The sequence below is a fragment of the Streptomyces sp. CA-142005 genome (assembly GCF_050942335.1).
Taxonomy (GTDB): Bacteria; Actinomycetota; Actinomycetes; order Streptomycetales; family Streptomycetaceae; genus Streptomyces.
The window spans coordinates 6,839,492-6,851,405 of record NZ_CP192078.1; the positions used below are offsets into that span (position 1 = coordinate 6,839,492).

11 protein-coding genes are annotated in these 11,914 nt (G+C 70.1%); 3 read left to right on the plus strand and 8 right to left on the minus strand.

The window, feature by feature from the left end:
- Positions 1-2 precede the first annotated feature (2 nt).
- Positions 3-1,349, plus strand: a complete 1,347-nt coding sequence (locus ACQPXS_RS31970) for a hypothetical protein (RefSeq protein ID WP_433452778.1) — start codon at positions 3-5, stop codon at positions 1,347-1,349.
- A gap of 797 nt (positions 1,350-2,146) precedes the next feature.
- Here ACQPXS_RS31970 and ACQPXS_RS31975 read toward each other — a convergent pair.
- Entirely contained in the window at positions 2,147-2,743 is a 597-nt protein-coding gene (locus tag ACQPXS_RS31975) for a YceI family protein (protein ID WP_433452781.1), read from the minus strand.
- 400 nt (positions 2,744-3,143) lie between these two features.
- Here ACQPXS_RS31975 and ACQPXS_RS31980 point away from each other — a divergent pair, with 400 nt between their 5' ends.
- Both ACQPXS_RS31980 and ACQPXS_RS31985 read left to right on the plus strand, forming a co-directional pair.
- Complete coding sequence (locus tag ACQPXS_RS31980; protein WP_433452783.1) at positions 3,144-4,739, plus strand: acyl-CoA carboxylase subunit beta; 1,596 nt, start codon at positions 3,144-3,146, stop codon at positions 4,737-4,739.
- Between the two features lie 57 nt (positions 4,740-4,796).
- Positions 4,797-4,991: an acyl-CoA carboxylase subunit epsilon gene (locus tag ACQPXS_RS31985; RefSeq protein ID WP_351807235.1), complete on the plus strand. Its 195-nt coding sequence runs from the start codon at positions 4,797-4,799 to the stop codon at positions 4,989-4,991.
- A 179-nt stretch (positions 4,992-5,170) separates the two neighbouring features.
- On the opposite strand, the gene ACQPXS_RS31990 is transcribed toward ACQPXS_RS31985, so the two are convergent.
- The 7 genes from ACQPXS_RS31990 to ACQPXS_RS32020 form a co-directional block, all read right to left on the minus strand.
- A complete protein-coding gene (locus ACQPXS_RS31990) occupies positions 5,171-5,752 on the minus strand; it encodes a GTP-binding protein (protein ID WP_031224757.1) in 582 nt (193 codons plus the stop codon).
- Positions 5,733-6,302, minus strand: coding sequence for a DUF742 domain-containing protein (locus ACQPXS_RS31995; protein ID WP_433452785.1), 570 nt, complete (start codon positions 6,300-6,302; stop codon positions 5,733-5,735). The genes ACQPXS_RS31990 and ACQPXS_RS31995 overlap by 20 nt, the downstream gene beginning before the upstream one ends.
- Before the next feature lie 94 nt (positions 6,303-6,396).
- Positions 6,397-6,810 (minus strand): roadblock/LC7 domain-containing protein, encoded by a 414-nt coding sequence (locus tag ACQPXS_RS32000; RefSeq protein ID WP_004983065.1) that lies wholly within the window; start codon positions 6,808-6,810, stop codon positions 6,397-6,399.
- A 10-nt stretch (positions 6,811-6,820) separates the two neighbouring features.
- On the minus strand, positions 6,821-10,039 hold the full coding sequence (locus ACQPXS_RS32005; RefSeq protein ID WP_433452787.1) for a sensor histidine kinase: 3,219 nt from the start codon (positions 10,037-10,039) through the stop codon (positions 6,821-6,823).
- A 390-nt stretch (positions 10,040-10,429) separates the two neighbouring features.
- The gene (locus tag ACQPXS_RS32010) at positions 10,430-11,005 is read right to left on the minus strand and encodes a GTP-binding protein (RefSeq protein ID WP_069778535.1); all 576 of its coding nucleotides are present in this window, start codon (positions 11,003-11,005) and stop codon (positions 10,430-10,432) included.
- Positions 10,986-11,384, minus strand: a complete 399-nt coding sequence (locus ACQPXS_RS32015) for a DUF742 domain-containing protein (protein WP_030168425.1) — start codon at positions 11,382-11,384, stop codon at positions 10,986-10,988. Before ACQPXS_RS32015 ends, ACQPXS_RS32010 begins: the two co-directional genes overlap by 20 nt.
- A gap of 111 nt (positions 11,385-11,495) precedes the next feature.
- Positions 11,496-11,909 carry a roadblock/LC7 domain-containing protein gene (locus ACQPXS_RS32020; RefSeq protein WP_433456043.1) on the minus strand — a complete coding sequence of 138 codons (414 nt, stop codon included), beginning with the start codon at positions 11,907-11,909 and terminating at the stop codon, positions 11,496-11,498.
- Positions 11,910-11,914 lie beyond the last annotated feature (5 nt).

Consider the following 11,914-nt stretch of genomic DNA (forward strand, 5'->3'; position numbering starts at 1 on the left):
GGATGAAGGCCGTCCTGCGGACCCGAAGCCTCCCAGCCCTGTTGCTGGCCGCCCTCGTCCTGGCCGTCGCGACCCTGTTCGCCCCCGCGGCGGGCGCGGACACGAGCATCAACTCCGTCGCCCAGGCCCTCCGCAAGAGCCCGGTCTACGTCGACCCGGCCGCCTCGGCCCAGCTGCCGAAGGCCGATGCCGACGCGCTCGCGAAACGCATCAAGGACGCGAACAAACCCCTCTTCATCGCGGTGCTTCCGGCCGGCTACCCGACCGCGAACCTCTTCTCGGACCTGCGCGCGGCCACCGGTATCACCGGCCTGTACGGCATCCGCCTCGGTGACCGCTTCGACGCCCGCGCCGACTCCTCCGTCATGTCGGCGACGGCCCGGCGGAACCTGGTCCAGAGCGTCCAGGGCGAGCCGGCCAAGGCCCAGCTCTCCGACTTCACCGACCGCGCCCTGGCCAACATGGGCGGCCATGCCCCGTCGAGCTGGGGCGGCTCCGGCGGGGGCTCCTCCGGTACGGCCCTGATCGTGGTGGCCGCGGTGCTGGTGGCGGGCGCCGCCGGCGCCTACGCACTGGTGCGCCGCAGCCGCCGGCGGCGCGCGGAGGAGCAGCGGGCCGCCCTGGACCGGCTGCGGGTGGTCGTGGACGAGGACATCACCGCCTTCGGCGAGGAACTGGACCGCCTCGACTTCCAGCCGGCCGAGCCCGGCGCCGACGACGCGATGCGCGCCGACTACGAACACGCCCTGGACGCCTACGAGACCGCCAAGCAGCACATGGCCGCCGCGAGCCGCCCGGAGGACGTCCGAACGGTCACCGAGACCCTGGAGGACGGCCGCTTCTCCCTGGCCCGGCTGGCCGCCCGCCGCGAGGGCCGGCCCCTGCCCGAGCGCCGCCCGCCCTGCTTCTTCGACCCGCGGCACGGCCCCTCGGTGACCGACGCCGACTGGACCCCGCCCGGCGGAGCCCCGCGCCAGGTCCCCGTCTGCGCGGCCGACGCCACCCGGCTGGCCGACGGCCGGGACCCGGTCATCCGCGAGGTGGACACCGACTACGGCCGCCGCCCCTACTGGGACGCGGGCCCCGCCTACGGCCCCTGGGCGGGCGGCTACTTCGGCGGCGGCATCCTGCCCGGCCTGCTCGTCGGCACCCTCCTCGGCAGCATGATGGCCACCCCCTCGTACGCGGCCGACTACGGCACCGGGTACGGCGACTTCGGCGGTGGCTACCAGGGCGGCGACGTCTCCGGGACGGACTTCGACGCCCAGGACTTCGGGGGCGGGTTCGGCGACGGCGGCGACTTCGGCGGGGGCGACGGTGGCGGGGGCGACTTCGGCGGGGGGTTCTGAACGCCGGACGCGCCGGACCCTGCCCGTCCGCCACCGGCGCTCGCCCTCTCCGCCCGTCTCCAGCGACCCCAGCCGCTCCACAGCACGGACCGGCGCCGGTCGTCCGTCCCCCGCTCCCGCACCGGTGGCTGTGCCGTTCGCCGGCAGCGTGCCACCAGGCGGCGGAGAAGGTCCGTTGGCCGCCACGTTCCGGCCGTGGGTACCGTCGCCGGCAGGACACGCGAGCGCCCGCCTCCCGCAGCGGCGCTCGCCCTCTCCGCCCGTCTCCAGGGACCCAAGCCGCTCCATCGGCCCGGCCACTTCCCGCTCCAGTGCCCGCCGTCGGGACTCGGTGAGCGACAGCACGGACCGGCGCCGGTCGTCCGTCCCCTGCTCCCGCACCGGTGGCTGTGCCGTTCGCCGGCAGCGTGCCACCAGGCGGCGGAGAAGGTCCGTTGGCCACCACGTTCCGGCCGTGGGTACCGTCGCTGGCAGGACACGCGAGCGCCCGCCTCCCGCAGCGGCGCTCGCCCTCTCCGCCCGTCTCCAGGGACCTCAGCCGCTCCATCGGCCCGGCCGCCGGCGCCGGCACGCCGCGCTCGGTCTCGCCGACCGACCCGAGGGCCCCGGTCGGCCGGGCGTCCCGCTCGGCCATGTCCCGCTCCAGTGCCCGCCGTCCGGACTCGGTGAGCGACAGCACGGACCGGCGCCGGTCGTCCGTCCCCTGCTCCCGCACCGGCGGCCGTGCAACGCGAGCGCCCGCCTCCCGTTTCCGGGGGCGGGCGCGCTCACGGTGGTGCCGGCCGAGCGGCCGGGGCTCAGGCCTGCTTGATCGCCGAGATGTCGAAGTGCAGCTTGATCTTGTCGGAGACGAGCATCCCGCCGGTCTCCAGCGCCGCGTTCCAGGTGAGGCCCCACTCGGAGCGCAGGATCTCGGCCTTGCCCTCGAAGCCGACGCGCTCGTTGCCGAACGGGTCCTTCGCGGCGCCGTTGAACTCCAGGTCGATGGTGATCGGCTTGGTCACGCCGAGCAGGGAGAGGTCGCCGGTGATGCGGTAGTCGTCGCCGCCCAGGGCCTCCGCCTTGGTGGAGCGGAAGGTCATGACCGGGAACTCGTCGATCTTGAAGAAGTCGGACGACTTCAGGTGGCCGTCCCGGTCGGTGTTGCCGGTCTCGATGCTCTCCATCTTGACGTCGAGCGTGGCGGTGGAGTTGGCGGGGTTCGCCCCGTCCAGGTGCAGGGTGCCGGTGAAGTCCTGGAAGGAGCCCTTGACGTTGGTGACCATCGCGTGGCGCGCCACGAAACCGATCGTGGTGTGCGCGGGGTCGATGGTGTAGTCGCCGGTCAGCGCGGTCAGGTCGGGACCGGCGGCGGGGGCCTGCGGGGTGTTCTCTTTGCGGCTGAAGATGCCCATGACGTTCTCCTGGAGGTATCTGTTTAACGTTCAACGAACCCAACGAGTTCGACCGTAGACCTATTCCGTCCGGTTTTCAACATCATCCGCAGAGTGACTTTGCGGTAACCTTTGGTCACCGAATGTCCCCCGAGCCGACAGGTACGGTGGGGTGCGGTGGTCCTTTCGGCGGGCAGCCGTCCGGGGTCGTCCGTCACCCCGGCGATGGCATGCGCCGGCCGTGAATGTGGGGCGGCTCTCAGGTGACGCCTTTGTGGCGCCCCTACAACCCCGATGCCCTGTGAGCAGTCGGAACGGCTGCACGCGGCCATGGTTCTGTTCACTCGTACCAGGAAAACGGGCCGGAGACTGTACGGAGTCAACGGCCCGCTTTCCTTGGTGTCCTTCGTAAGGTCGCTACATGACCGTTTTGGAAGAGACGACGGGTGAGCCGACCGGCGAGCCGACGGACGCACGCGGACGGGTCGCCGAGCTGCACGACATCCGTGCGCAGGCCGTGGCGGGCCCCGGCGAGAAGGCGACCGAGGCGCAGCACGCCAAGGGCAAGCTGACGGTGCGGGAGCGGATCGGACTGCTCCTGGATCCGGGGTCCTTCCAGGAGGTCGAGCAGCTGCGCCGGCACCGGGCCACCGGCTTCGGCCTGGAGGCGAAGAAGCCGTACACCGACGGTGTCGTCACCGGCTGGGGCACGGTGGAGGGTCGTACGGTCTTCGTCTACGCGCACGACTTCCGGATCTTCGGCGGTGCGCTGGGCGAGGCCCACGCCACCAAGATCCACAAGATCATGGACATGGCCATCGCGGCCGGCGCGCCCCTGGTGTCGCTGAACGACGGCGCGGGCGCCCGCATCCAGGAGGGCGTCTCCGCCCTCGCCGGCTACGGCGGCATCTTCCAGCGCAACACCAGGGCCTCGGGCGTCATCCCGCAGATCTCGGTGATGCTCGGCCCGTGCGCGGGCGGCGCGGCCTACAGCCCCGCCCTGACGGACTTCGTCTTCATGGTCCGCGACACCTCGCAGATGTTCATCACCGGCCCGGACGTGGTCAAGGCGGTCACCGGCGAGGAGATCACCCAGAACGGCCTGGGCGGCGCCGATGTCCACGCCGAGACCTCCGGCGTGTGTCACTTCGCCTACGACGACGAGGAGACCTGCATCGCCGAGGTGCGGTACCTGTTGTCGCTGCTGCCGCAGAACAACCGGGAGAACCCGCCCCGGGTGGAGTCCTCGGACCCGGCCGACCGCCGCTCGGACGTGCTGCTGGACCTGGTCCCGGCCGACGGCAACCGCCCGTACGACATGACCAAGGTCATCGAGGAGATCGTCGACGACGGCGAGTACCTGGAGGTCCACGAGCGCTGGGCGCGGAACATCATCTGCGCACTGGCCCGCCTGGACGGCCAGGTCGTCGGCATCATCGCCAACCAGCCGCAGGTGCTGGCGGGCGTCCTGGACATCGAGGCGAGTGAAAAAGCTGCGCGCTTTGTCCAGATGTGTGACGCTTTCAATATCCCGATCGTCACCTTCCTGGACGTGCCGGGGTTCCTCCCCGGTGTCGACCAGGAGCACGGCGGAATCATCCGCCACGGCGCGAAGCTGCTGTACGCCTACTGCAACGCGACCGTGCCGAGGATTTCGCTCATCCTGCGCAAGGCGTACGGAGGTGCCTACATCGTCATGGACTCCCAGTCGATCGGCGCCGACCTCACCTACGCCTGGCCGACCAACGAGATCGCCGTCATGGGCGCCGAGGGCGCCGCGAACGTCATCTTCCGCCGGCAGATCGCCGATGCGCCGGACCCCGAGGCCATGCGGGCCCGGATGGTGAAGGAGTACAAGGCCGAGCTGATGCACCCGTACTACGCGGCCGAGCGCGGCCTCGTGGACGACGTCATCGACCCGGCCGAGACCCGCGAGGTCCTGGTGAAGTCCCTGGCCATGCTGCAGTCCAAGCACGCCGACCTGCCCTCCCGCAAGCACGGCAACCCCCCGCAGTAACCGAGCGGACCCGCCGCGGCAACCCCGCGGACCTCTCTCTCACGGAGACTGACACCCATGAGCACTCCTGACATCCGCGTCGAGAAGGGCCACGCCGAGCCCGAGGAAGTCGCCGCCATCACGGCCGTCCTCCTGGCCCGCGCGGCCGCCCAGCCGGCGCCTTCGGTCCACATCCACCGAGGCCGTGCCAAGGCCGCTTGGCGCCGCCTGGAGCGCGAAGGCGGCTTCCGGGCCCCGCACAGCTGGCATTAGGCTGCGCCGCTCCACCGGTTCTTGAAGGGGCCCCTCCACTGCGGAGGGGCCCCTTCTCGCTGAGTACGCCGCCGAGCAAAAAGAAACCCCGCGCCCCGTGCGGGGCGCGGGGAACCGCGCGAGCGACCAGGAACCACCGCGGACGGCGTACGACCTGCCGTGGCGGCCCAGCGGCCGAACTACCGAAGCCGAGCCATCAGAGCGTGCTCCACGAGAGTGATCAGCGTCGACTTGGCGTCAGCCCTGTGGCGGGCGTCCGTCGTGATGATCGGGGTGTCGGGGCCGATCTGCAGGGCCTCGCGGACCTCGTCGGGGTTGTACGGCTGGTTGCCGTCGAAGCCGTTGAGGGCGATGACGAAGGGCAGGCCGCTGTTCTCGAAGTAGTCGACGGCCGGGAAGCAGTCGGCGAGGCGCCGGGTGTCCACGAGCACCACCGCGCCGATCGCACCGCGTACCAGGTCGTCCCACATGAACCAGAAGCGGTCCTGACCCGGCGTACCGAAGAGGTAGAGGATCAGGTCCTGGTCCAGGGTGATGCGGCCGAAGTCCATGGCGACGGTGGTCGTCGTCTTGTCTCCGGTGTGGGTGAGGTCGTCGATGCCGGCCGAAGCGGACGTCATGACGGCCTCTGTGCGCAGCGGGTTGATCTCCGAGACGGCGCCGACGAACGTGGTCTTGCCCACGCCGAAGCCGCCCGCCACCACGATCTTCGCGGAGGTGGTGGAGCGGGAAGGACCGCCGCTAGAGCTTGCGAAGTCCACTGAGCACCCTTTCGAGCAGTGTCACGTCTGGCTGGCCACCGGCGTTCTCGTCGCCGCCGGGCTGATGGATGGCGACCAGGCCCGCCTCCGCCAAGTCGGCGACGAGGATCCTGGCCACGCCGAGGGGGATCGTCAGGAGCGCGGAGATTTCGGCTACCGACTTGATCTCCCGGCACAGGTTGCAGATCCGCTGATGCTCGGGCAGCTGGCCCTGCATCTGGTGCGGAGCGGCGGTGGTGTGCACCAGTGCCTCGATGGCGAGCTGGTAGCGCGGGCGGGTCCGGCCGCCGGTCATGGCGTACGGACGCACCAAGGGGTTGTTCGATGCGGTCACGGGCGCCTGCTCGGGGCGGCGCTGCGGTTGCACCGGCTGGATCCGCGGGGCCGGCGGCTGCTCGTACGGCGAGGGGCCGGGGCCCTGCGGGGCGTACGGGTGCCGATGGCTCGGGGCGGAGGGAAAGTTGTACCGGTTCGCCGAGCCGCCGTCCTGACCCTGGGCAGGGCCGTACGACCAGTTGCCCGAAGACGAACCGCCTGGGGGTGTTGCCACTTTCTCCTCCTCCGACTGCGCCGGGCACCCATCCGTGTGGAGCCGCGTCCCGAAACCTTACGGCCCCGGGACGCGTATACGCACCGTTCGTCTGTTAGTTGAGAAGGCTTCCCTGGAGCTCTGCGCGCAGATCCGGGGTGAGGACCGTGCCCGCGCGGTCCACCAGAAGGGCCATCTCGTACCCGATGAGACCGATGTCCGCTTCCGGGTGGGCCAGTACGGCGAGGGACGAGCCGTCGGAGATGGACATGATGAAGAGGAATCCCCGCTCCATCTCCACAACCGTCTGATTCACGCTGCCCCCCTCGAAGATCCGGGAGGCGCCTGCCGTCAGAGACGTCAGACCGGAGGCGACGGCCGCGAGCTGGTCGGCGCGGTCGCGGGGGAAGCCTTCGGACATCGCCAGAAGGAGTCCGTCGGCGGAGACCACCACCGTGTGGGACACCCCCGGGGTGTTGTCCACGAAGTTGGTGATCAACCAGTTCAGGTTCTGTGCCGCCTGGCTCATCGGGCTCACACTAACGCTCCTGGTTGTAGGTGCTGTCAGGACCGAAGCCCTGGCCGTTCGTTTCACTGCCTGCACTGCGTCCGCGCTGGACGCCCCTGCGCAGGTTGCTCAGCCTGCCCCGGACGTCCTCCGGGGCGCGGGAGACCTGTGGGCCCCCCTGGGGGGTGGTTTCGGCGGAACCCGAGACCAGGTTGGCCTTGGGCACCCGCCGCGGCAGGCCCGAGGCGGTGACCCCGCCTGCCTTGGGCTTCCGGAGCTGCGACGCCTGCTGCCAACGCTCGTCGTTCTGCGAGCGCCAGCCGCTGTCGCCGCCCGCCGCCGGGGTGTTGCCCGGTGCCGGAGCTTCCTGCTGCACGCGCGCCGTGCCACCCGTGGGGGCCGAGCCGTTGGAGCCGCTCGCCGCGGATCCGCGGCGGGGCAGCCCGGCGTCGGTCAGCTCGTGGGCGGCGGGAGAGGCCGGTCCCGGACGGTCGAAGCCTACGCGGTTCCGCTCACTCGCGTCACCGGCCTGCGAGGATTCCGTTTCCGGAGCGTAATGAGCCGGATAGCCGTTGCGGAAGCCGTCCTGCTGCGGCTGCTGCGGCCAGTCGTCCTGGAAGGACGGGGCCTGCGGCTGCTCCGCATAGGCGGGGTCCGGGTAGCCGCCGTTGGGCGCGTAGTACTGCTCGTCGTACGGCTTGTCGTACGACTGCTCCTCGAACGAGGCCTGCTGCGGCTCGGCGTACGTCTGCTCCTCGTACGTCTGCTGCGGCTGCTCCTGGTAGGCCTGCTCCTCGTACGACGGCCGCGGCTGCTCCTGGTAGCCCTGCGGGCCGTCGAAGAGCGGGTCGGCGTAGTCGGCGGGGGCCTCCGTGGCCTCCTGCTGCGGCAGGCCCGGCTGCTCGCCGTGCGTCTGCGCCTCCAGGGCCGCCCGGCGCTCCTCGCGCATCAGGGAGCGGCCGACCGGGTCCAGCTCGCGGATGTCGTCGGGGACGTCCACGTACCGGCTGTCGTCGAAGCCCAGTTCGGCGGCGGTGCGCAGGGGCTGCTGATGGTTGAAGTTCTCACCCTGGAACTGCTGCTCCGGGATGATCTGCGAGACGGTGAACTCCTCGCGGTCCAGCGGGACTTCGCCGCCGCCGCCGTGCGTGATCGCGTCCGGCAGCATGACCAGCGAGGTGGTGCCGGCCTGCTCGCCCGAGGGGCGCAGCTGGACGCGGATGCCGTGCCGGTCGGACAGCCGGCCGACCACGAACAGGCCCATGCGCTGGGAGATCGCGGCGTCCACGGTCGGCGGGTTGGCCAGCTTGTGGTTGATGTCCGCGAAGTCCTCGGCCGTCAGGCCGATGCCCTTGTCGTGGATCTCGATCATGATGCGGCCGTCGGGCAGCCGCGTCGCGGTGACGCGGACCTTGGTCTGCGGGGAGGAGAACGTGGTGGCGTTCTCCAGCAGCTCGGCCAGCAGGTGCACGAGGTCGGTGACCGCACGGCCGTGGATCTCGGCCTCGGGGACACCGGACAGCTCGATGCGCTCGTACTGCTCCACCTCGGAGGAGGCGGCGCGCAGCACGTCGATCAGCGGGACCGGCTGGTCCCAGCGGCGGCCGGGCTCCTCGCCGGCGAGGACCAGGAGGTTCTCGCCGTTGCGGCGCATACGGGTGGCCAGGTGGTCCAGCTTGAAGAGGTTCTCCAGCTGGTCCGGGTCGGCCTCGTTGTTCTCCAGGTCGGTGATCAGGGTCAGCTGGCCCTCGATCAGCGACTGGTTGCGGCGCGAGAGGTTGGTGAAGATCGCGTTGATGTTGCCCCGCAGCAGGGCCTGCTCGGAGGCGAGCCGGACCGCCTCGCGGTGGACCTGGTCGAAGGCGCGGGCGACCTCGCCGATCTCGTCCTTGGTGGTGATCGGGATCGGGGCGACCCGGGTGTCGACCCGGCCGGGGTCGGTGCGGGAGAGCTGGTCGACCAGCATCGGCAGGCGCTGCTCGGCGATGCCGAAGGCGGCGTTGCGCAGCTGGCGCATCGAGCGGCTCATCTGCCGGGCCACCGCACCGGCCAGGACGAAGGCCAGCAGCAGGGCGACCACGACGACGGCACCGGTGATGAACGCCGAGGTCTTGGCGTTGTCGGCGATGTCCGAGGCCTCGTTCACCGCCTTGTCGGCCATGTCCGACTCGATGTGGCGGTAGGCGTCGAACTTGAGGGTGTTGACCGCCCACCAGTTCTCCGGGGTGACGCCCTTCAGAGCGAGCCCTTGGAGCGAGGCCGGAGACGGGGAGTCCAGCGAGGCGAGGTCCGTGACCATGGCCTGCGGCTTGGACGGCGGGGGCACATAGTTCGGGTTCTTGCTCTTGGCCTGCTGCGCCATCGCCGCGGCCTTGGTCTCGATGTCCCTCTTCTCGGCGTCCAGCCTGTCGGCGTCGGCCTGGGTGCCACCGCCGAGGTACTCCTCGACGGCAATGCCCTCCAGGTAGGCGTAGGAGGAGAGGGCGACCCGCTGGCTCGCCAGGTTGGGGGCGTCCGGACCCGGCTTGACCAGCATGTGCATGCCGATCGAGCGGTCCAGCGACAGCGCCGCCTTGGTGAGCGACATGGCGTAGACGGTACGGCCGTAGGAGGTGATGTTGCCGGTGCCGAGGCCCAGTTCGTTGGCGAACTCCATCAGCGGGTGGGCGACCTTGACGTAGCCCTCCTCGGTGTCCACACCCTTGAACGTGCTCGTGTACGCGCCCGCACGCAGCGTCCGAAGGTACGGCTCGACCTGCCGGAACAGCTTCAGCCGGCGCTGCAGGCCGGACTCGTTCGGCATGTTCTGCGCGGCCTGGTCGAAGGCGTCGGCGGCCTGGTCGGTCTCGTTGCGGGCCGCCTTGATGGTCGCCTTGTCCTCGGGCTTCGCCAGCTTGCCCTTCAGCAGCGGGGCCGCGGTGACGTCACGCTCGTTCTCGAGCGCGTTGGCGTACGTGAGGGAGGCACGCACCAGGCGGGCGGTGTTCTCGGCGTCGCGGGCCTGCTGCCAGGTGTCGATCGAGCTCTTCACCTGGAAGCCGCCCATGACGAGACCGACCGTCACGGGTATCAGCAGGATCGCGTTCAGCCTGGTCGGTACGCGCCAGTTGCGCGGGGAGAACCGGCCGCCGCTCGGCGCGGGAGCGGCCGCCGGCTCCGCACCGGTCACAGGGGAGGGCGCCGCAGCGCGCGGCGGCGGGGTGAAGTTGCCCCGTGCCGACGGCTCGGGACCGTTCTTGCTTCGCCTCACTCGACCAACAACCTCTCGGCGGTCGGCACCTACGTCGTGCCGCAGTCTCTCAGAGCCCGCTTCGTCATCGACACTTGAGTACGTCTTTGACTATTGGGCAGTTCAGGCATTCCAGCACGTGGACCAGTGCTCTTCCAAACAGCGGAAACCCGTTCGTGATGCTCTTGTAAGGCCCAGATAAAACGGTCATAAAGAGCGAGGCCCGGCAAAAGGCGGGGCGATTGTGAGCACAGCGGTACGGCGCGACCGCGTCGCGTGGTGATACCGGGGGATTCCTCTGCCGAACTGTTATGAACACCGGAGCCGACCGTGTCAAAGGCCACAGTCGGCTCCGGCTTTCTTTACGACAACTGCCGTATGTGACGTCGTACTTGAGTACGTACGCCCGTGCTACTTGAGGCGCGCCATCAGGGCGTGCTCGACCAGCGTGATCAGCGCACTCTTGGCGTCCGCGCGATGCCGGGCGTCCGTCGTGATGATCGGGGTGTCCGGGCCGATCTGCAGCGCTTCCCGCACTTCCTCGGGGGCGTAGGGCTGCTGTCCGTCGAAGCCGTTGAGGGCGACGACGAACGGCAGGCCGCTGTTCTCGAAGTAGTCCACCGCGGGGAAGCAGTCGGCGAGGCGCCGGGTGTCCACGAGCACCACCGCGCCGATCGCACCGCGCACCAGGTCGTCCCACATGAACCAGAACCGGTCCTGACCGGGGGTGCCGAACAGGTACAGGATCAGGTCCTGGTCCAGGGTGATACGGCCGAAGTCCATGGCCACCGTGGTGGTGGTCTTGTCCCCGGTGTGAGTGAGGTCGTCGATGCCGGCCGAAGCGGACGTCATGACGGCCTCGGTGCGCAGCGGGTTGATCTCGGAGACGGCGCCGACGAAGGTCGTCTTGCCGACGCCGAATCCACCCGCCACCACGATCTTCGCGGAGGTGGTCGCCCGCCCTCCGTCAGAGCTTGCGAAGTCCACTGAGCACCCTTTCGAGCAGCGTCACGTCCGGTGCGCCGCCGTTGTTCTCGTCGCCACCCGGCTGGTGGATGGCGACCAGGCCGGCCTCGGCGAGGTCGGCGACCAGGATCCGGGCCACTCCGAGCGGCATGGTCAGCAGCGCGGAGACCTCCGCGACCGATTTGACCTCACGGCACAGGTGGCAGATGCGCTGGTGCTCCGGGAGCAGTCCCATGAGCGCTGCCGGGTCGGCCGTGGTGCTGATCAGCGCCTCGATCGCGAGCTGATACCGCGGCCGGGTCCGGCCACCGGTCATCGCATACGGCCGTACCAGTGGCTGGTCGCCCTCGTCCCCGTACGGCTCCGCGTACGGATCGTGATGGGCGGTGGGCGGGGTCATGAATCCTCCGGGCGGGACAGCAAGTCGGTCAGTCAAGCCGTCGGACGAGGCCGGTGGGGGGATTGTGGCGGCCGGACGGTGGTTTGGTGAGGTGGGTGGTGCCGGGGCCGGTCAGTGAAGCAGAGTGCCTTGCAGTTCGGCTCGCAGGTCCGGCGTGAGTACCGCCCCTGCGCGGTCGACGAGCAGAGCCATCTCGTAGCCGACGAGACCGATGTCGCACTCCGGGTGGGCCAGCACCGCGAGGGACGACCCGTCCGAGACGGACATCAGGAAGAGAAACCCGCGCTCCATCTCGACGACCGTCTGCGCCACGTCGCCGCCCTCGAAGATCCGGGAGGCCCCGGCCGTGAGGGAGGTCAGACCGGAGGCGACGGCCGCGAGCTGGTCGGCGCGGTCGCGCGGGAAGCCTTCGGACATCGCCAGCAGAAGGCCGTCGGCGGAGACCACCACCGTGTGCGACACCCCTGGGGTGTTGTCCACGAAGTTGGTGATCAACCAGTTCAGGTTCTGTGCCGCCTGGCTCATCGGAC